The organism is Flammeovirga sp. OC4 (assembly GCF_000812565.1).
GTDB lineage: Bacteria > Bacteroidota > Bacteroidia > Cytophagales > Flammeovirgaceae > Flammeovirga.
Window position 1 is genome coordinate 36,804 of record NZ_JTAM01000073.1, and the last position, 22,789, is coordinate 59,592.

Here is a 22,789-nt window from a genome sequence, read left to right on the forward strand (position 1 = left end):
TAGAAAGAATGAACTTAAAGTATAAACAGTTTTGATGACTATTGAATTTTTTAATCAAACTGATACTCAAATAAACTAAAAACAAACATAAGATAATGAAAATAATTGCAGTCAATATACTAGAGGGGTGTTTAGATCACATCAAGAAAAACTTAACTCAAAAAGAGCCATATATTTTTTATAAAGATTATGAGTTAATCGATTTAAATAATGATAAACTTCGATTTAAAATAACCAAAAAGAACCTGCAAATTGTACCGGATAACTTTTTCAATCAAGGAGTAAATACAAATATTAATATAAGTGCAATAGTTGGAAAAAATGGCAGTGGTAAAAGTGCATTAATTGATATTATATTAAGATTAACCAATAATCTTTCGATACGATACCTGAAATCAGAAAAGGAAAGCCTGACTTTTGTAAAAGGGATAAGAGCCCAATTGTATTTTGACTTAAATAATAAAAATTATTTGCTTCAACAATCTGGAGATGAAGCTAAAAATGTAGATTTATTTTCTTTTGATGAACAAAAGGGAAAATGGCTAATTGTATCTAAAAGTAAAGCAAGAAAAACATTGGGAGAATCTTTCTTTTATACAATTCTTATGAATTATTCTCTCTATTCATTCAATACTGAAGAATATATAGAAGAATGGGAATGGGATGATGATAAAAAAGAAAAAAAATATTGGTTAGATGGACTGTTTCATAAAAATGATGGTTATCAAACACCTGTAGTCTTAAACCCGATGAGAACAAGAGGTAATATTGATATTAACATTGAAAACAGTTTAGTCAATGACAGATTAATATCATTATTCTATAACGAGGAGAAAGAAAGCGTTTCAGATATTACAGTGATTAATAATGCTCGTGTTCATTCTTTAAAACTACGACTTAATAGTAAAGTAAATAATAAATGGGATAGGCTAATTGATACTTTAAATGAATCCTTAAAAGAGGACCTTGGAAATGATATAACCTATGAACAAGCCGACAGAATTAAAAATCATATTGTTTCGATGTGGGATAAATATTATTCTTTTGAAGAGAAAGGGGGTAATAGTATTGAATATGATTTGGCAACCACTTATTTAGCTTATAAAACTCTTTCAGTGTTTAAGACTTACAAGAATATTTTGTTTATACCAATAGACGGTTTATTAAAAACTTTAATAGAAAATGACACGTTAGAGAATCACGAAAAACATCTTTTAGATATATGCATTGGAGAATTAAATCTTGATAAGAGTCATATCACATTTAAATTACGTCAGACAATAGCTTTTCTGACAAACAGGCATTTATCAGTTACTCCTGAATGGAAGGAAGTTACAATCGAAGAATTTTCATCAAAAGCAAAAAGTTTCATTAGTAAAACAAATTGGTCCTACATCGATTTCGTTCCTGCACCTTTTATTGAAACACAGATTATTTTAGAAAATAAAAACTCCAAAGAGAAATTTCCTTTTTCAACATTAAGTTCAGGTGAAAGGCAACTAGTTTATAGTGTGAGTAGCATTTTGTATCATATCAGAAATTTAAACTCAGTAATAAAATCTAATCGTAAGATTAAGTATAAAAACTTAAATATTATTTTAGATGAAATAGAACTGTATTTTCATCCGGAATTTCAACGTAAGTATATCAATCATCTACTTTCTTCATTGAATAACATCAAACTTGAAAACATTAAAAACATAAACATTTTATTAGCCACTCATTCACCTTTTATTTTATCTGATATACCACATTCAAACCTATTGTTATTAGACGAAAATGGCAATAGTAAAGATGGTCAATTAGGGAAATCTTTTGCAGCAAATATTCATTCCCTATTACGAAAGCAATTTTTCCTTGATAAAAGTCCTATTGGTGATTTTGCGTTGGGTAAAGTTAATGACCTTCATAAAAAACTGCATAAATTAAATATTGAAGAGCTAAAGGCTTACAATGAAGAAGCTAAACAAATAATTGATCTAATAGGGGAATCTTTGATTTCAAGTCAACTTAAGAAGATTTTAATTGATAAGATGAGTAAACAGGAGAAAATTGAATATTACAGAGAGCAAATTAAAAAACTAGAAAGAAATGATAAAAATTAAAGATTGTGAAATTGGGGATTTATATAACTTAATAGAACCATTTTTTAAACCAAAACCTTTATTCTCTTCTCCAAGAAATAAATTTGAAAGGATTTCAAACTTAATTACAAATACTAATGGTGAGATTCTAATTTATAATTATTCTGAAATGATAGCTTTTAATGCTCAAATAGAAGAAATTATATTTGGAGGATCACAAATAAATTTGGATCAAGTTAAAAATGCATATCGTTTTCTCTCAATAATTAATCAGTACCCACCTATCCATATAAATCGAATAGCTGATCACGAAATTGAATATAAAGTTGCCTTTCAAAGGTTTAATAAACTGGTTGATTTTTGCGACTTTAATTTAGAAGATGGATTAGAAAGAAATATTCGTATTTTGAAAGGTTTAAATGATGATGAGATTTCATATAAAAGAAGAGCGGAACAAATGACAAAAGCATATGAGGCATGGTGTGTTAAAAATCAATTATATTCAATTAATAAGAAAAAATTAAAAAGGGGAGGTTTTCTTAATAAGATATATGAAATTTTTGATTATGAAAATTTCTCAAAGTCAAAAGGGTATGAATTTGTAAAAAGTCTAAATTTGCCTGTTTGTCCATACTGTAATAGACAATACATTAGTATTGAAGGTAATGATAAATTAAAAGGAACTAGACCAGATATTGATCACTTTTTTCCAAAATCGAAATATCCTTATTTCGCATTATCAATTTACAATCTTATTCCTTCTTGTAAAGTATGTAATAGTAGTTTTAAAGGAGCAAAAGACTTCTTTATTCTAGAACATATTCACCCATATTTTGAAAATTTTGGAAGTGGGGCTGTTTTTAAGATGGAAGGTGAAACAGAAACATACTTTAATAATGTAAATCAGTTTAATTTGAAGCTGATTAACTCTCATACAGAAAAAGAAAAAGTAGAAAACAGTAATCACACTTTTAAATTAGAAAACTTATACGATAACAACCATAAAGATTATGCATTAGAAATTTATCAAAAAGCAGAAGCTTATCCTGAAGATTATTTGAAGAGTTTAGAAGGTGTTTTTAATAAACCGATAAAAGATAATATCAGATTATTAATTGGAAATTACATCTCTAAAAACGATTTTTCAAAAAGACCACTCTCTAAATTAACAAGAGATTTGTTTGATCAATTTGAACTTTGGGTTAGGTGGAAAATAGATAAGTCTGATTTTGATAAAGAATAACATTATAAACATTGCTTTTAGTTGAAAAATAATGTTCTTTGGAAATAATTCTTTTTGTATCAGAAATATATTGTACTTAAAAATTGAAACTTATTAAACTAATCATCAAATCAATTCTTTTTTTTAATCTAAAAGCAAATGAAAATTTTAACTAAAAAGCTAAACGTTACTGGGAAAAAATTTATAGCAAAATTAGAAATCCCTAAGAAAGCGGATTCGAATGAACCAAAAGGAAATTTTGGTTTTTATAAAGCCCCAATTGATCATGAAACAGGTAGACCTCTATTATATGAGATTGATGAGAGAGGGAAAACTTATTATAAACCATTAGATATCTTTCAATTCGGAGTATTAAACTCCGAACTAAAAAATGGAGACTATTATTTATTAACTCTAGATACTGATATACAAGAAAAGTCTGATAAAAATAAGTTTGGAATTGTTATAAAGAATATTGATCTACTAGACCAACTAGATATTCAAGATACTGTAGATAAATTAAAAAGTAATTTTTTAGAGAAAAGACATAAAGTAAATAAAAGTACAAAGAGCCAACTCAAGAACGATGAAACCAAAACTCCTCAAGGCTTAATTCAGTTTATCAATCAACAAAATTCAGACTATAATAGCCCTGAGTCATCACAAAATATAGCAAACTCTTTAAACTCATTGTCATCAGATATTTACACTGACAGTAAACGTTTTATTTATGAACTCCTTCAAAATGCAGATGATTCTAGTAATAACTCGGGTAAATTAGAGGTACTTATCCAAACAAAAGGGGAGTATTTAACGATATCCCATAATGGAGAAAAGTTTTCTTCTATAGATATAGAATCAATTTGTAGTGTTGGTGACGGGAACAAGAAAGGAGATGATAAGAAAACAGGTTTTAAAGGTATTGGTTTTAAATCAGTATTTTCTCATTCAACAAATGTATCTATCATTACAGGTGACTATTGTTTTAGATTTGATAAAACTTATTGGGATAACTATTGGAAAAAAGGATGGGGAAATAAGAAAGACTGGTTAACCCAAAGAGAAGCTAAAAACAAGGAAGCAATTGTAAAAATGCCTTGGCAAATTATTCCTATATGGTCTGAGGTAGACTCACAATTTTCTCACTTGAAAGAATATAATGTTTCAACTGTCGTAAAATTAGACAGTATGATTGATAACATAGAAGAAGATTTAAAAGAATTATTTTCAGACACACAAATATTATTATTTTTAAGAAGTAAAGAAGTTTCTATTACAATTGATTGTGGAGAAAAGTTTACTGTTGAAAAAGTACATGATAATGAAGTGCTTATCTTAAAAAAGGATGGAGACAAAATCTCTGAATGGTTGTTTAAGTCCTTTGATTTCGAGGTTGATCAAGATGCTCGAAATCAGATGGAAAATGATAATAGAATTCCTAAAAAATTAAGAGAAGCTACAAATACAGAAATTTCTTTTGCCTTAAAATTAGAAGAAGGAGTAATTACAAAAGTAGATTCAAAAGATAGTTTAGTATTCACTTACCTTCCAACTTCAGTTAACCTTAACTTCCCATTTTTAGTAAACGCTAACTTCTTAACGGATGCAGGTAGACAGAATCTTCATCAAGATTTATTTTGGAATAAATGGATTTTCAAGCATATCCCATTAAAGTTGTTTTCGTGGTTAGAAGAATTAGGTAATTCTGACTATAAGCATGAGGTGCTAAGAATAATTCCTAATAATCTTAGTAATCAAGGAGTGCTTGGTACTTCATTTAATAAAGGATTTGAAGAAGGTTTATCAAAGTCTATTTTTATACCTGTTGAGAACCAATTGTTAAATCCTTCTGAGGTTATTTATGATCAATCAGGAATTACGGAATTTTTACCAAAAGAATTAATTGTTGATTTTATTAATTCAGATGAGGATAAAGAATATACTCTAGATTCTTTCACAACAATCGATCACCCAATACAAGTAATGAGAAATATTGGGATCAAGATTTTTTCTATTGATGATAATGAAAAATTGTTTAAGTCTTCCATTTTCAAGGAACAGCACAAGCTAGAAGATAACTTTGATTTATTGTCCTTTTTACAAGGTAAATCCTCTGAACAAAAGGATGATAATAATGAATGGGATCTTACTTTAAAGAAGACTACTTTTATTTTTGATGAAAATGAAAATTTAAAAACTCCTGAAGCAGTATACTTCCCATCGGATGAATTCTCTTCTGAAGATTTTAATAACAGAATTCCAATTATTCATCAAGATGTAATGTCAAAAATAAACGGAAGTTATTCTGTTAAGCAATGGTTAACTAAGTTAGGCGTTAGTTTACCATCAGATATTGCATTAATTGAGAAAACAATCATTAATAGCCCTGATTTTGTAACGAAAGAGAATGCTATTAAAATTGGTCAATTTTTATTTCAAGCTTTTAAAAATGGAAGTTTGAAAGAAAACCATTTAAGTGATTTAAATAAATTAAATATTTTGACTACTAAGGGTAATATACTCCCTGCGTCCGAAACTTATTTATGTGATGAATATAAACCTGAATTTAGTTTAGAAAAAGAATTTGAGGGTGATTTTTATGTGTCATTTGATTATGTTGAAAATAATGTTGATTTAACATATTGGAAAGCATTCTTTGAGGAAATAGGTATTTCACAAAATATAAGATGGAATAAAGAAATTCTTTCAAAGAGTGAAATATCGAATAGATTAGATTATACTAAAGTAAAAGAAATTTTTAAAGACTTTGAAAGTAAAGATTACTTCTATACAGCTTATTATTCTGGAAATGTATATTCTTATAACCCAAGAACTATAACGGTTCATAATTTTTCGTTTATGGATAAAGCTTGTAGGAGTTATGAAAGTAGTAAACTTTATTGGTCAAGAGTATTTGAACAAGAATTTGAGTTAAATAATAATATAACTTCAAGAGGATCATGTGGTTTTCATCATAATGTAGGAAGAAGTTATAAGAAGAATTTTAATTATTTCAAATGGATATTAACCAACCTTAAAGTATTTCCAAGTTCTCTAAATACACTTGAACGTGCAGATACTTTATATATAAATAATCCAGAAATAATAAATATTGCTAGTAATTATTTACCTATACTTGATTATGATGGGATTTTAGATGAAGAATGGAAAGATATATTACCATTGAAAAAGTCATTAGATTTAGATGATTATTTGGAAATTTTGAAAAAGGTTAAGTATGAAGAATTTTCAAATAAAGAAATACTGCAACAAACTAAAAAAATAATAGCAAAAGTATATTCAAAAATTGCTGAGAACTATTTAGGTTATAAAGATAGACTTATTGAGTTTGGGAAGAACAATAAGTTATTATCGATAGATAATACATTTATTGAATCTAAAGATTTATCAATAGTATTAGCAGATGGTTTTAAAGCACCAAACCTAGCATTTACACTAAAAGATGAAAAAGTCTATGAACTATTAGAACTTTTTGGTGTTAATGTGATCAAAGATATTTCAGCGAAAATATCCTCTTCTAGGATTAAAATTGAAGCAATGAGACATCAATTAGTCCATTTGCTACCACATCTTACAACTTTAAGAATGGAAGGTAAAGCAAATGCAAATTGGATAGAAGAGTATGAAAAATTGAGTCAGTTAATTAATGAGTTTAACTTTTATCAAACGGAAGAAATAGTTTTGACCTATGGAAATGATGAGGATACACAAGAAAGAAGTTCATGGGTAGAAAAAGAAGATAAAAACTTCTATTGGACTGGAGATTGGTCCAGACCTAGGATATTAGCAGGTCTTGTAGAACCCTTAGCAAAACTTCTCAAATTGAATAAAAGCGATGCCACTCATTTACAAATTCTATTACCCGATAGTTTTGAAGATGGTATGGAATACTTAAAAGAAATTTTTGGTAAAGAAGTAATAGATAAAATTCCAGAAGAATACTTACACCCTAAAACATCAGGAAAAGTTTCTCATAATGCACCTGTAACTGGTGGAGGTTATGATTCAAAAAGAGCTGATATTGGTAATAAAGGTGAGCTGTTTGTTTATAAAGAGCTGAAAAAGATATATCAAGATAAATATGAAACCGATATAGCAGAAACTGATAAAGGGTTTAAAATATCTGATAAAGTTGATGTGACATGGAAAAATATTGGAGGTGTTGAATCAGGAGCAGACCATGACTTTGTTATCGAAGAAGAAGGGGGAAAAATCTATATGGATAGTAAAGCCACGGTGTTTTCAGAATCAAGAGAGTTTGCTGAATTTAAACTGACTCCAAATGAATATAGAAGAATGAGCAATTCTGAAAGATATATGGTAGCTAGAGTAACTGAAGTAGAATCTAACCCTCAATTAAAATTAATTGGTATTTCTATAGAGAAACTGAATTAATAAAATGTAGCCCTCAATCAGAGTAATAATATATTGGATTGAGGGTTTATTTTTTACTGAAAAGAAAACTAAAATTGAAAAACAACACTTCCATTTACCCCTTCTTCAGCCAAAAAACAAAGTTTATACATGGCTTAGATCCTATGGGCATACAGCTTACATCAGAAACTACCTATGCCACATTACTTCCAGGATTAACCAACCTTACACAGCGTTACAGATATTATAGCTTTTATTGTTGGTTACTGAATGAGTTCATTCAAAAAGGGCAACTGACTGATGATAATAGCCACTATCTTAGTTTTCTAAGAAAGGGAGAATATCTTATTGCTTTATGTTCCCAAGCACAATTTCATAAAGGGGAAAGTATAAAAGGAATCTCAGGGAGTGATTATGCAGGAAGAGTCCTTTCTGAAACAACCCAAAGTGTCAATTTAGAAGCAGGGATCTATAAGGAAGATAAAAGTACGGCAGGCACTTATTGGAAAGGAACCTATGGGATATTGGCTACCTATTATTCAGGAGCAATGAAAAGTCTAAGTATCATTAATGATAATAACTTTTTCAGTTTGGTCAATACCACTGAAAAAACGAATGATAAAATCAATGGTTTAAAATTAGCGAATGCTTTTGATCAGAATTTGGAGTTGAATGCTAAACAAATCTTTTTGGATTGTATTGAAAAAGGGGAAGCAAGCATTGATGAATTAAGTCAGATCAGTACTTCTTTTAATTTGTCAGTTATTCCAGATGGTACTGAGGAACAAAGACTTCTTTTAGAGTTAATTACAGATCAAGACAAACCCTTGTACAAAGAATCGAATTACTTTAGAAGACAAACTATAAAGTTGATGTTGGAGTACATTCAGCAAGAGGAACTTTTTTACGATAGAGCATTTTTAGATCATATTTATTTTGGAGATACCGTTTTTCAAGACCTCAATAACATCACTTTAAAAGGTTGGTATTTTTACTTATTTAATGAATTTTGGTTGTTTGCTAATACTTCCATTTTAAATGCCTTGCTTATAGACTTAGCTAGATATCAAGAAGGTTGGGTACCTACCTCTGATATTGTTAATAAGAATGTCAATACTATTTGTAATAGCTTAGGGATAACACAAGAGATGACTTTGGAAGATGTGTTAGTCCTAGATATACTAATAGAAAAGAACGAAAGACAATTAGCTGATGAGATTGAGCAACAAAATGATAGGGAAAACAGTGTAGCTGCCCTTTTATTAATTCTCAAACTGTATAAAACTAATCACGATCAACTTAAGTTAATGAATGAATTTGGTCAGCAATATAGCTTGAATAGAGAGGGAAATGGATTGGTTTATTTCATAGAAGAGCTCTCTAATCAAAAGAGTCAAAAATTCACATCTTGGTGTAAGAATTTTATAAATAAAAGAATCATTCAGAGACATCAATTGGTGGCGTTAAGAAAAATGGGGTTAGGATCGTTAACCACACAAAAGTTTTTGTTGGAAGATCAACATATGCGATACATTGATAACTTTTCTCCTTTCTTCTCAGGGCCTAGGTTAAGAGTGATGCATCTCTTTTTGGAAGATTTAAACTTGGTTGAAAAAGAAAAACTAACCACAAAAGGATTGCAGTTACTCAACAACTTAATGTAAAACTAACATGAATAAACAAAACATTCTTGAACTTTTAGGAGGAAACAAACGAAAATATCATTCATGTGTGATAAGTAGTTTTTCCTTTGATTTCAATTATTTCGAAACTCGTCTTTTACCTACTCTAAGGGTCTTAAATATTAATAACACTATTATTTTAGCTGATGGTAATTATTTGGAATATGCACAAGAACAGTGCATTGGGGAAGAATTTAAACCACATAGAGGATATAGTTTTCATGGAGTGTATACTAAGGGCGTTTTTCATCCTAAAATACTCTTTTTAACAGGAGAAAAAGATGGGTTATTATTGATAGGTTCTGGTAACATTACCTCTTCGGGTTTAAACGGGAATGATGAAATATGGGCCGCTTTTCAATTCAATACCAAAGAAGAAAATAAACATGCCCCTATTTTCAAAGAAGTATGGAATTACCTTAAATCATTTGAAAGTAATTTGTTGGGAGCATCTATTCAGAAATTACATTGGGTAGAAGAATATACACCATGGTTAACTAAACTACCAACTCCTTCAGGTTGGATAGAAAAAAATACTTATACTTCTATCCGATTTATTGGTAACTCTTCAACTAAGTCAACAATTTCTCAATTGATGGAATACGTTCCACAAAATAGTGTAGAAAACATTCAAGTAGTTGCTCCATTTTATGACTTGAAAGGTGAATTATTAATTCATTTAATAGAACATTATCAACCACAATTATTACAATGTTTTGTCGACCAGAGTTTTGAGTCATTACCTTATCAATTGGATAAGGCCTATCATGATAAGATTCAATTTTATGATTGGTCTGATAGTTATGAGGTTTCAGAAGATGAAAAAGTAAAGAAAATTACAAGACTTCATGCTAAATTAGTACAGATAAAATTAAGTGATGGAACGACTTATTTGTATTTTGGAAGTGCTAATGCTTCAATCCCAGCATTTGGAGAGAATGGCAAATCTGCCCTTAATGAGGAAGCAGGGCTTTTAATCAAGCAATCTAACAAAGATTTTATCAAAGAATTAGGGATAGAAGCAAATCATCGGAAATCAATAATTGATTATACTCCTCCATCAAATTTGAAGCATCAAAACAATAAAATATTCAAAAGTATTTTTTATTTCAGATTAAAATATGCGGAAGCCAAAGGTGACAAAATTAGTATCAAACTTGATGACAAAATAAGAGCGTGTGATTGTCAATTATTCGTTTTTGATAAATTCGATAATCAAATAGAAAAGATAAGCTTCACTACAGAAAAAGAAGAAACTATATTTATTACTTCTCAATTAGAAGATGTTTTCAAAGTGCAAGCTATAGAAATAGAAACTAATAGAACCTCAAATTTTGCACTGGTACATCACGCTGATACTTTTTTTAGAAGTAACCCTCAACAAAAGAATTCAAAACTTCATCAATTATTAAATGGAGAAATAGAAAATTATAGTTCACTAGAAAAATTGATGTCCTATCTTTCTAGCAATTGGGGAGAGTTTCAAAATGAAAGGAAAGATTCAAAAATAAACATTCGAAGCCACGGAGCAGATGAACCAAAGGAGGTTAAAAACATTTCTCAGGAAGAATTCATGACACCTTCTGAAAAATCTCTTTTAAAGCAGTTGGGAGTAAGTAGCTCTCCAACCAACTTGATCTTACAATTTTTACAAAGTGTAAGAGCTCACTTACATGACCAAAATATAGAATCAGGTATTGAAGAAGAAGAATTGACAAAGGATGAAAGTGAAAGGGGAAATGATGTAAGAGATGACTTGCCTGAAACTGAAGGAGAAAAAGCAGATTATAAAAAAACGCTTAGTTATAATACTTTTATCATTTCAAAATTGGATAAGCAGTACGACAAAATTTTATATGACTATTTAAAAAGTAAAGACACAAATAAAAAGATTGAGTTTAAGATCACTGAAGAAGAAATAAAGCACCTTTTAATTGTTTTGGAAGTGATAATGCTAAATTATGATCAAGAAGAAGAAAGTGAAGATTCGAAAAAGCCAAATATTAAATTAAGACTATTGCTTAATGGTAAGTTAAATCAAAAAGAATTTGGTTTAAAAAAGTTTTTGATGACTACAGTGAGTAAGTTCTTATTAATTGCCAACAACAACATTGTTACAGAGTCCGATGATATTTCCATAGCTAGAATGAAGCAATTTAAAGCTTCTTTAATGAGCTATATCTTATTTATCACATTTAATATGAGTTGGCTTCCCGATGAAGAGAAGTATAAAAACAATTTGATATTAAATACGCTTCATACTTTAAAAATCGGAGATGATATTAAATCCTATCAATCGATTTTTAATCAATTAGATAAATACCTCGATGAGATAAAATTTTTAGATAGAGATATACTACAAGAAATAAAATATTTAAGAAAGATAACTTTACCAAAATATTTAGCTTGGAATAATGAAAAGCGCAAACCCTTAAATGAAATTACGGATTCAGATATCATCTTTTCAACTTCGATAGGTTTCTATCATTTAGTAAATAAGAGAGCCAACTTAAATTTTGATTTTAAAAGAGTGGGTTATGATTATCAAAATGGAGATTTTCTATGGACAAATATAAATATGGGTAAGAACGAGGTACGTGAAATGGTATTATTTTAATTCAATTCTAATTTTTCTTATATTCGTAACACTAAAAACAACAATCACAAACAAAGTAATCATGCTCGTTTTTCACCAAGCAGAAGAAGTTAAAACCTCCATTATTGAATACTTAAAAGCCACTTTTAACTTTTCAGATAGAAAATTGAAGGAGGCATTTTTAAAAATAATAGAAGATAAAGAAGATGGGTTGATAAAAGGACCGTACATCTCATTACGTTTACCCTATAGAAAAGAGTTTGATGCGGAAATTCCTTTAGATATAAAACCTACTTTTCCTCCTTTTAAACATCAATATGAATCCTTTTGTAGATTAACTACTGAGGAAGAGAATATTCCTAAGCCTACAGTGTTGACTACAGGTACAGGATCTGGAAAGACAGAATCATTCTTATTTCCATTGTTGGATTATTGTTATAAACGTAGGGATCAGTTTGGGATAAAAGCGATTGTAATGTACCCCATGAATGCATTGGCAACAGATCAAGCTCAACGTTTTGCTGAAGAGATTTATAACAATCCACTAACGAAAGGGAAGATTAGAGTAGGGTTGTTTATTGGTACAGGTGGAAAGAAAGATAATCTCCCAAAGGAGATGAGTAATATAAAAGTAATAGAAGATAGAAATACAATTATAACCAGTCCTCCTGATATATTATTGACCAATTTCAAAATGTTGGATTTCGCTTTAATGCGTGAAGATTTTTCTTCAATTTGGAAACCTAATTTTGAAGCACCTGACCTTCTGAAATATATTGCACTTGATGAATTACATACTTATGATGGTGCACAAGGATCGGATGTAGCAAACCTAATTAGAAGGTTAAAGTTGAAATTGAAATTACCAAAGGGACAGCTTTGTCCTGTTGGAACATCAGCAACTATTGGTTCGGGAGAAAATTCAAAACAACTATTAGCAGATTATGCAACTAAAATCTTTGGAGAAACTTTTACTGAAGAGTGTATTGTAGGAGAGGATCGATATAGTGAAGATGAGTTTTTTGGTAATAAAGAGTTAAAACAGGGTTTGCCTACTGCTAGCCTTAAAGATACTTTACTAACATCAGGTGAAACGTATGAGACATATATCTTAAGACAAAAAAAACTTTGGGGTATTAAACCTAGAGTTAATCCTCAAAAACTTGGTCAAGAGTTATTGAAATTTCAGATTGTAAAAGATATAGCAGCTATCTGTAACAAAGGAATCAGAACTGTTGATGCTTTGATAACAGAATTGGATAGAAGGAATTTAGACTTTTCCTCTCTTCCATTTTACGATAATTTTGCAAAATTTTCACCTAAGGAAGGAGTTGTATTGTCTATTCTAGCGCTTATTGCAGAAGCTAAAGCAGATAAGGACTTTCGGTTCCCATTGCTGGCCGTCCAAGGTCAATTATGGATTAGAGAATTATCAGGTATAGGAAGAATAGTAGATGGTAATTCTCAGTTTATATGGAGAGAAAATTTTAAAGAAGAAGATGAAAATGGACGGAAATTACATCCTTCTGTATCATTCTTCTGTAGAGATTGTGGACATTCAGGTTGGTTAATGACAAAACCTGACACTAAAGATGCCTTTAATGCAAGCCCATCGGTTGTAAACAATAAATTTTTCAGAAAAGATAAAGAAGTTTGGCTTGTAGGGACAGAGCCATGTACGGAAGAATATACTTATACTGATTCAAGAGGGTACTTTTTAAATGTTCATACGCTAAAGCAAGAAAGAAAAAAAGCAGATGATAACATAGAGATATATGCTTATCAAAAACTTAATAATAAAGAGAAATTTGAAAACAGATGTCCTTGTTGTAATGCAAAAGACACCATTGCAACAATCGGTACAAGAGTAAGTACATTATCCTCAATTTCTACTGCACAAATATTATCATCTGATTTAGATAAAAATAAAGAAAGAGATCGTAAGATGCTCTCTTTTGCCAACGGAGTTCAAGATGCTGCTCACCTTGCTGGCTTTGTGGAAGCAAGAAACTTTAGATTCACATTTAGATCTGCTCTTCAGAAAGTGATAAATGCTCTTGATGAACAAGGAGAAGAGATAAATATAGTATCGTTATCAGATGCTTTTAAGCAGTATTGGAAAAGAAATGCAGACGAAAGAACACCTATTGAGGCTTATTTTTATAAGTTTTTCCCATCTGATAAAATCGGTGATTTTGCGGTGAGGGACTTTAAGCTAAATGAAGAAAAATTTGATTACTCTTTTATCAATGAATTTGATTTAAGAGTAGATTGGGAGATTTGTAGTGAATTTGGCTATAATGCTACAATTGGTAGAACTTTAGAGAAAACACAATCATCTGCTACTTACTTTGATATTGAGAAAGTAACTACTGCTTTTCAAAAAATGAAGCCATGGTTATTTGAAAATAGAATGGAGCTATTAGAAGAAGAACACTTCATTTTATTTACTCTTGGTATACTCCATAGAATGCGACAAAGAGGAGCGGTTGATCATCCATTCTTACAGAAGTTTAGAACTACAAAAAGTGATACTTTTAATCTCAATTGGGCAAGAGATGATCGACATTTCATGAATAAGAATTTCGGTTCGAGTAGTAGGATTCCCAAATTAATTAGTCCTTCTAAGAAGTTTGATGTATACGATAGTCCTATCACTAGAGGAAATTCGGCAAACTGGTTTCATACTCACTTCAGAAAAAGTATTTCATCTAGATATGCTGTATTTACAGATAATGTTGATGCTATAAATGATTTCTATTTAAAGTTTTTTGAAGTATTTACTGACCTTGAATTATTCGATTCTAAAGAAGCAGATGGAAGTATTGTTAATTTTGCAATTAATCCTTCAGAAATAAAGATTACAAATCAAGTACAAAATTATGTGTGTGATAAATGTGGGCATGAAATTAAGTTAGGGGAAGAATATGATCCTGTTTTTGATAATGCTTCATGTTTGAAATATAGATGTACTGGACATTATGTTGCTCAAGATGAAATTCAAGAAGGGTATTACCCAAAAGTTTATAATAGGAAAAGGTCTCCTAGAATATATTCATCTGAACATACTGGGTTATTGGAGAGATCTAAAAGGGAAAAGGTAGAATATTCATTTAAAAAACGTCCTTTCTTTAACTCAATCAATACTTTAATTGCAACTTCAACCCTTGAAATGGGTATTGATATTGGTGATTTGAATGTAACAATGAATAGTTCTGTTCCACCTCTTCCTGCCAACTTTTTACAAAGAGTGGGTCGTGCTGGTAGAAAAACGGGTAGTGCTCTAATTCTAAATTTTGCAGGAAGAAAAGCCCACGATAAATATTATTATGAGGAGCCTATGAGTATGATGGCTGGTGAGGTATGTACTCCTGGCTGTTACTTAGAAGCAAAGGACATTTTAAAACGTCATTTTCTAGCATATTGTATTGATACATGGGTAAATAAAAAAGGTGAAGAAGCAAGGATACCTCATAAAATGAGAGTTTTAAAACTCAATACTCTTGACGTGAGGAGCTCGGTTTTCTTTGGTAGAAAGCTAATTAATTTTATTACAAATAATGAGAATGACTTACTAAATAATTTTAGAAGCACTTATCAAACAAATGTGAGTGGTGAGGAAATCATTAATGCGTTTAATTCGCTTGAAAAATATGTAATTGGAGGGGATAGTAGCTATTTATCTAAGCAAATTGAACTTCACTTTAATAATGTAAGAGAAGAAATTAATCTGCTTAATAATAAGAAAGACGGTATTTTTGAAGATATAAAGAATCGGAAATTAGCAAAGACTGATGCTGAATATGAGGAGCTTTCAAAAGAAATATCGAATATTAGAAGAACTATTAAAGAGATCAATGAACGTTCTGTCATTGAATATATGACCAATGTTGGGTTACTACCTAATTATGCATTCCCTGAAACTGGAGTTAACCTTAATGCAAATATTACTTTTAAACAAAAAAGTAATGAGGTAAAACCTATACCACCTGAAAATATTGAGTTGGTTAGACCTGCAAGTAGTGCTATTAAAGAATTAGCACCGGGTAATGTATTTTACACACAAGGTCATAAATTAAAAATCACAGGACTAAATGTATTAAGCTGGAAAGAGGAAGCTGTAGATATGCGTTTTTGTTCGAAATGTGATCATATTGAAGAGACTTATAAATCCAAAAATGAAGCTTGTCCTAAGTGTGGTGATGAATCTTTTGCATCAGTAACAAATACACACAAATTTTTAAGATTAGAACGTTCTAGGTCTATCAATTGGGAAAAAGATACTCGATTAGATGACTCTTCTGATGATAGAAGTAATGCATTATTCGCTTTAACTACCCACTTTAAATTTAAAGAAGAAAGTTCTAGAGGTGCTTTTGCATTAAAGAAAATTCCTTTTGGTATAGAGCTTTTTGAAGATGTAGAAATTACTACAGTGAATTCAGGTTTACCTATGAATTTAAACGATAAAGGTAGATCTGTAAAAATTAATGAAAAAGAAATACCAACATGTGGTTTTATAACATGTAAAAAATGTGGAAAATCAACACCAACAACAAAGCATGATTCAAAACCTGGTAATAAAGAAGCTATTGATTATCACTACGGTTGGTGTTCAGAGAAGAAGAAACCTTATAAAGGTGAAGCTGATGCTATTTTTGAAGAGGTGTTTTTATACCGAAGAATGAATACTGAAGCTATAAAAATTATGCTTCCTGTTCAAGATTTCGAAACGTTAGAGCAAATAGCACTTTTTAAATCTGGGTTATTAAGAGGAATCCAGAATTATTACGGAGGAAACCCTTCTCATTTATTTTTACAAGACTATCAAGAATATGATCAGAAAGTAGGAAGAATGGGACAGTTTTTAGTTCTTTTTGATACTATTCCTGGTGGAACCGGCTATTTGGGTAAACTTTTTCAAACAGAAGTATTCTCAGAAGTATTAAGAGAAGCTTATAAGGCAATCAAAACATGTAATTGTCAGAATAATGGAAAAGATGGTTGTTATCATTGTGTATACACCTATAGTAATCAATATGAGCAAGATCAATTAAGCAGGAAAAATGCAGAAACTTTGTTTGGTCGTTTAATGTCCTCGATTAATGACTGGGATCAATTGGATGAAGGTTTATCTAAAATTAAAGATTCAGGACAAATCGAAGAATCTGAGATGGAAAAACGTTTTATCTCCTTAATAAAAGAGTTTGCTCTATCAGAAGAACAGAAAAAGGAGGGATGGAATTTTCATACCAAAAGAGAAAATGGTTTTAGATATGAGTTAACTATTAAAGATGATAAAAAGGAGTTCATCTGGGCAATTGATCCTCAAGTTAGTTTAAGTCATAGTGAAGGGGTAGCGATTTCAAGTAAACCAGACTTTCAATTTAGATGTATTCAATTCGTAGAAGATGGTATTAATAAACAAGAAGAGTTAATCAATTTTCCTAAGATTAATATATTCACAGATGGTTATCAATATCATGCTTCTGAATCTAATAATATTTTTCATAAAGACATCCAAAAGCGTGACGCTATATTAAAATCACCTAATTATTATCAGGTATATTCTTTCACATGGAAAGATTTAGATCTCTTTAAGGAAAATAAAACGGATCAGTTTTTCAATGACCATATTAATTCATTAAATAAACTACCAAAAAGTGTAAGAGATAAGTTTACTTATTCACATGGATTAGTATCTAAAAAGAATGCTGTAGAAAGGTTTTTGTATCATCTTTCTCACCCAGAGAGAGAAGTGATCAAAGATGAAGTAACGAATGTATTCTTAGGGTTTACCCCTTTCGAACAACATTTGATTTTTACTGAAAGTACAATTATGGAATATCTTCAGGGTAGAGATAGAAATGATTTGAAACCAGAAAGCACAAGTCAGCCATTTTTGATTACAAATATTGATACAGGTATTGATAATGTTGAATTGAGATTATCGATTGGTTTACCTAAAAAGAATACAAAATCTTACGTTGATATAATAGATGACAAGGTAATTGAAGTTGGTAAGGAGAATTGGGAGTTATTCTGGCAGTATTATAATACCTTTCAACCAATGTATGATAGCTTAATAGAAGAAAATAGAATTGATCAGAATGATTTCTCCAATGAAGATATTATTGAAGATTATTCTGAGGAGTATCTTGATTTAATCAAATTTTGTGATGATAATAACTTTGTTGTTATGGAGGAAGGTTATGAAATAACAGATGATAATGGGATTGTGTTATGTGGAGCTGAAATAGTCATAAATTCACCAAGAAAAATAGCACTTTTACCTTTTGATGGGGATGAAGACAAGATGAAAGAACTAGGTTATATTATAACCGAAACAGTTGAAGAGACTATTGAGAAATTAAACTAAAACTATCTGTAAGTCATAAATAATTTGTGAATTATAGATCATAAGAACATAAGAAATGAAATTATTTTTATACGATAAATTTTGGGATTCTTTTATTGAATTACCTAAACAAGTTCAAAAAGCAACAAAAACATTTATTGAAAAATTTAGAGCAAACCCAAAAGGGGAATCTCTTCATTTTGAACATATAAAAAATTTAAAAGATAAAAACCTTAGATCTGTAAGAGTTGATCAAACTTATAGAGCGATCGTTCATCAACCTGATAGAGGTGATATCTTTCACTTGCTATGGGTCGATCATCATGACAAAGCCTATCGTTGGGCTGCAAACAAAATGTTTCAATGGAACGAGCATACCAATGCTTATCAAGTATATGAAACTAATGAGGTTCATGAGGTTGAATCCCCAAAAACTACTGATTATAACATAAAAGAAGAAGCTAATGTTAGTTATATGGAGTCCTATTCTCAAGATCAATTACTAAAAATTGGTGTTCCTGAGATATTAATTCCAAGTGTTCTTCAAATAAATGATCTCGATGATTTAGAAAAGATGCAGTCACATCTACCTGAAGATGCTTTTGAAAATATATTTACTTTATTTGATGGTGGGAATATTGAGCTATTGATAGAACAGGTGCAAGAAGGAATGCAGACTATTGATGCTGATGAAGAAGATCATTCTGCTAATAACCAACGTTTCTTCATGCAAATCACCGCTGAAGATAACCTAGATGAGATTCTTTCTAATGACTTTAAAAAGTGGAAAGTATTCTTACATCCATCCCAACGTAAACTTGTTACTTCTGATTATAAAGGACCAATCAAAGTAACTGGTGGAGCAGGGACAGGTAAGACTGTAGCAGCGTTGCACAGAGCAAAATTTCTTTTGAGTAAAGAAGTTCAATCAAAAATCTTATTTACAACTTATACTAAAAGCCTTACAAAACACTTAAAGAAAGATATAAAGACCCTCGGTATTCAACCTTCACAGCTAAGAATTGAGAATATTGACAGCGTTGCTTCAGATCTTGCAAGAAGTGAAGGAGTAATACCATTTGATGCTAAGATTATATACAATAATAGTGATGACTACAGAAAGCTTTGGGAGGAAGTATTAGAACAAAATTTGACTAAATATGATGCTGATTTTCTTGCTTCTGAATATTTAGATGTTGTCTTATGGAATAATGTAATAGATGAAAAAACATATTTTAGAACTCCCCGTACTGGTAGACAAAGTCGATTAAATAGAAAAGATCGAAAAGATGTTTGGGAAATCATTACAGCATACAAGAAATATTCGTCTTCTGAAGGCTATTTTCTTAAAGAGGAAGTAATGAATAAACTAGCCAACTATTATTCTGAAATGGAAATAAAACCATTTGATCATATTTTGGCAGATGAGATTCAAGATTTTTCAAATGCAGAATTACGCTTTCTTAGAAGTATTGTAAAAGAGGTTGCGAATGACTTATTTTTAGTTGGAGACCCTCTTCAAAATATTTATGGGAAAGCACTGAATTTTTCAAAATGTGGAATCAACATCAGAGGGAATAGATCTAAAAGGTTGAAGGTCAATTATAGGACTACTGAAGAGATTCGAAGAATGGCTGTCGGTTGTATCAAAGGAATTTCTTTTGATAATTTTGAAGGAGAGGAAGAGGAGAAAAATGGATATGTTTCATTAATCAAAGGTACTAAACCAAGTTATAAAGTATTCAAAACACCAGAGGAAGAGCATAAGGATATAGTCCACCAAATTGTAGAGAATATTAAAAAGGAAGAACTAGATTATAAAGAAGTTTGTATTTCAGCTTATAAGAATGATGATCTTAAAGAACTAAGGAAAGCATTACACAAAGCAAGTATACCTTATTTTGAACTTGGTAATAATACTGGTGATAAAGAGGGTGTAAATGTTTCTACTTTTCATAATATGAAAGGACTAGAGTTTAAAGCAGTATTTATAACAAAAATTTCAAAAGAGACCTACCCATACAAACCATATAGTTTTAATGATTGGGAGCAAATTAAACAGAAACAGTTTGTCGCAAATCAGAAATCTCTATTGTATGTGGCTATGACAAGGGCTATTGCCTATTTGAATATTAGTGGTGTAGGAGAAAGAATTGAAGAACTGTAAAGTTTGGATTGCCTATCATGGTATCTAATATAGATTGCGAGTGTAATACTATTGTACTTTACCAATAAATCAGAATAAGTTTATTGATTGTTCCCGTATAACATTGGTGAGACACCGGTAAAAATACACTTTTTACTGGTGTTGCCCTCGTATTGCTTCCGTTATGACACCGTTCTTACACCCGTAAAACAAGCTAAAATCGTAGGTTCTGCTTTCGTTTAAATTGTACTTTTCAATTGCAATCTCAATGGGTAATTTAAATTGTCCAGTCCTAACTTAGAAGATAAATAGATGAGATCTGATGCTTTTGGGTTTGATCTTGCTTACAAGAAGGATTCAACCGATAAGAATAAGATGAGGTGAAGTATACTTTAAAATACAATTGAAGTATGAGATTGGAAAGGTAGTGAAGCTGGTCAAATAAATGTTATCCCCAATGTTATCCCTCTTAAACAAAAAAACCGCCCTTACATTACTGTAAACGCGGTTTTTAGTGGAGTCGGAGGGAGTCGAACCCTCGTCCAGAGAAGGACTCCGTCAAGCCTTCTACATGCTTAGTTTCTCTTAAATTTTCGAGACAAGCCCAGCCGGAAACAACCTAAACTTGTCCTTATCTGCTTAAAGCTTCATCTTCAACCCACAGCAGGTATCCGACTAGATCAATGATTACGGCACCGCCGATTCTTCGCCCAAAGATCAAGGCAAAGGACGATGTAGCTCGGGAACGCGATACGCATTCAACCATTTAAGCCCAGATGTCTACAACCCTAAGGGAGACTAGGCAGCCATAGCAAACGAATTGTTGCCAACTAGATTTTGGAATTATCTTTCAAGGCTCTCATCCCATGAGCCTGCATGCTTATACTTGCAAAATCTCAGCCTGTCAAAACCAGTCGACCCCAAGTGAACTGGCCACTCTCATTTGAGCGGACTACAAAATTAGCTATTTCAATGGATTTTGGAAACTATTTTTAGTGAAAAATAGATAAAAAGTGCTATTAGTTTGAGGATTAGGAAGTTGTGTTGGGGGAGTGGTTTTGCTTATTGGTAAATTGAATATTTAGCTTTAGAATTACATTATGATTATTTATAATGGTACTAGGACAGAAGAAATGGAACAATAATTACGTGCACCATGACTGAAGTCATGAGCTTATGGGAAGCTATTCCAATCTTTAACATTCATGATAAACTTGATATGTCTCATGGATTTACAGTTTTTATATCTATTTAGATACGAATAAGCCAACTATTATAATCAAATGCTGAAAAATGAGGTAACTCCCCAAAAGCCCATAATTTCAATTATGGGTCTACAAAACACCCGTTTTCTTTTGTCTTATTACTTACCAATTTTTTAACTGATATGAACAAGCAAACTTATTTATTATTAGCCTCTTTGATGATGTTAGTAATGTTCTCTTTCAAAATTCAGGCACAACAAAAAGTAGGGTTGCTTTTTGATGCTGGAGGCCAGCCTATACATGGTTACATCGATCCTATCTCTTATTCCCCGACGGTAAGTATTTCAAAGGACCTTGGTAATTATATGCCTTCTATTCTTTATTATAAGGATGGTAGAAGTGAAAAACGATTAATAAAGTTTGAAGATGCCAAACTTGTTGTGAAAAATGAAACAGGAAAAGAAGACGTATTGTCTGAAGATACTTTTCAGGAGCAAAAGTAGGATTGGATTCCTTTTTTGTAGTTCAAAATTTTTAATAAGTATATAGATGATTCATTCTTTAGTGATAAACCTATTTTAAGACCAATTTTGGTGAAAGTGTGGACAGATAAAATGGGGATTATTAGAGAATATAAAATCCTGAACAAGACGAATACTGATTTTGATAAAAAGGTGGATAGTTTTGTAAAAGAGCAACTATTGAATGGAGGAAAGAAAGGTAAACTGAAAATGTCTTATGCTGATTCAAAGCCGATGAAGAAGCCAACCACTTTTGTATTGCCTTTTAATTTAAATATTAATGGTCAATATTGGTTCTTCTCCAATCAAAATGATCTAATGCGTCATCAAATGTGGATGCATCAGCATAATATGCAAATGATGCATTTAAATTCAATACACCCTCCTCGCTAAATTTATTTCCATAAAATAGGGTAGGTTGATAGAAACCTTGTTTTAAGATTTTTGGTAAGGTGAAATGTAAAAAAGTCGACCCAAGATGGATTGGCTTAGGTTAGCTTGAATACATTGTAAACCAAGTTTTCGTTATTTATTATAGTGTTTAGAAATCTGGAGATTTCTGATGATCAGTAGGACACGA

The 22,789-nt window shown here is 30.7% G+C and carries 9 protein-coding genes and 1 other RNA gene; 9 read left to right on the forward strand and 1 reads right to left on the reverse strand.

The annotated features are described in order from the left end of the window. Window positions 1-95: 95 nt before the first annotated feature. The 7 genes from PL77_RS25080 to PL77_RS25110 all read left to right on the forward strand — a co-directional run bounded on the left by PL77_RS25080 (window position 96) and on the right by PL77_RS25110 (window position 20,504). On the forward strand, window positions 96-2,105 hold the full coding sequence (locus tag PL77_RS25080; RefSeq protein ID WP_044211528.1) for an AAA family ATPase: 2,010 nt from the start codon (window positions 96-98) through the stop codon (window positions 2,103-2,105). Next, window positions 2,092-3,327, forward strand: a complete 1,236-nt coding sequence (locus PL77_RS31030) for an HNH endonuclease (protein WP_052444711.1) — start codon at window positions 2,092-2,094, stop codon at window positions 3,325-3,327. Before PL77_RS25080 ends, PL77_RS31030 begins: the two co-directional genes overlap by 14 nt. A 138-nt stretch (window positions 3,328-3,465) precedes the next feature. Next, a complete protein-coding gene (locus PL77_RS25090; protein ID WP_044211530.1) occupies window positions 3,466-7,722 on the forward strand; it encodes a sacsin N-terminal ATP-binding-like domain-containing protein in 4,257 nt (1,418 codons plus the stop codon). 74 nt (window positions 7,723-7,796) lie between these two features. Then, a complete protein-coding gene (locus PL77_RS25095; RefSeq protein ID WP_044211532.1) occupies window positions 7,797-9,365 on the forward strand; it encodes a hypothetical protein in 1,569 nt (522 codons plus the stop codon). 7 nt (window positions 9,366-9,372) lie between these two features. Further along, window positions 9,373-12,000 (forward strand): hypothetical protein, encoded by a 2,628-nt coding sequence (locus PL77_RS25100; RefSeq protein ID WP_044211534.1) that lies wholly within the window; start codon window positions 9,373-9,375, stop codon window positions 11,998-12,000. A 61-nt stretch (window positions 12,001-12,061) separates the two neighbouring features. Continuing rightward, the gene (locus PL77_RS25105) at window positions 12,062-18,358 is read left to right on the forward strand and encodes a DEAD/DEAH box helicase (RefSeq protein ID WP_044211535.1); all 6,297 of its coding nucleotides are present in this window, start codon (window positions 12,062-12,064) and stop codon (window positions 18,356-18,358) included. Window positions 18,359-18,413: 55 nt separating this feature from the next. Beyond that, the gene (locus PL77_RS25110; RefSeq protein ID WP_044211536.1) at window positions 18,414-20,504 is read left to right on the forward strand and encodes a UvrD-helicase domain-containing protein; all 2,091 of its coding nucleotides are present in this window, start codon (window positions 18,414-18,416) and stop codon (window positions 20,502-20,504) included. A gap of 491 nt (window positions 20,505-20,995) precedes the next feature. Here PL77_RS25110 and ssrA read toward each other — a convergent pair. Beyond that, window positions 20,996-21,405, reverse strand: a transfer-messenger RNA (tmRNA) gene (gene ssrA / locus PL77_RS31380). 465 nt (window positions 21,406-21,870) lie between these two features. On the opposite strand from ssrA, the gene PL77_RS25115 reads away from it, so the two are divergent. Continuing rightward, entirely contained in the window at window positions 21,871-22,191 is a 321-nt protein-coding gene (locus tag PL77_RS25115; RefSeq protein ID WP_044211537.1) for a hypothetical protein, read from the forward strand. Window positions 22,192-22,281: 90 nt separating this feature from the next. Then, the gene (locus PL77_RS25120; protein ID WP_044211539.1) at window positions 22,282-22,602 is read left to right on the forward strand and encodes a hypothetical protein; all 321 of its coding nucleotides are present in this window, start codon (window positions 22,282-22,284) and stop codon (window positions 22,600-22,602) included. Window positions 22,603-22,789 lie beyond the last annotated feature (187 nt).

Coding starts and splice junctions, on each gene's coding strand:
- PL77_RS25100 (WP_044211534.1), top strand. CDS start 9,373: ATGAATAAACAAAACATTCTTGAACTTTTAGGAGGAAACAAACGAAAA.
- PL77_RS31030 (WP_052444711.1), top strand. CDS start 2,092: ATGATAAAAATTAAAGATTGTGAAATTGGGGATTTATATAACTTAATA.
- PL77_RS25110 (WP_044211536.1), top strand. CDS start 18,414: ATGAAATTATTTTTATACGATAAATTTTGGGATTCTTTTATTGAATTA.
- PL77_RS25115 (WP_044211537.1), top strand. CDS start 21,871: ATGAACAAGCAAACTTATTTATTATTAGCCTCTTTGATGATGTTAGTA.
- PL77_RS25080 (WP_044211528.1), top strand. CDS start 96: ATGAAAATAATTGCAGTCAATATACTAGAGGGGTGTTTAGATCACATC.
- PL77_RS25090 (WP_044211530.1), top strand. CDS start 3,466: ATGAAAATTTTAACTAAAAAGCTAAACGTTACTGGGAAAAAATTTATA.
- PL77_RS25105 (WP_044211535.1), top strand. CDS start 12,062: ATGCTCGTTTTTCACCAAGCAGAAGAAGTTAAAACCTCCATTATTGAA.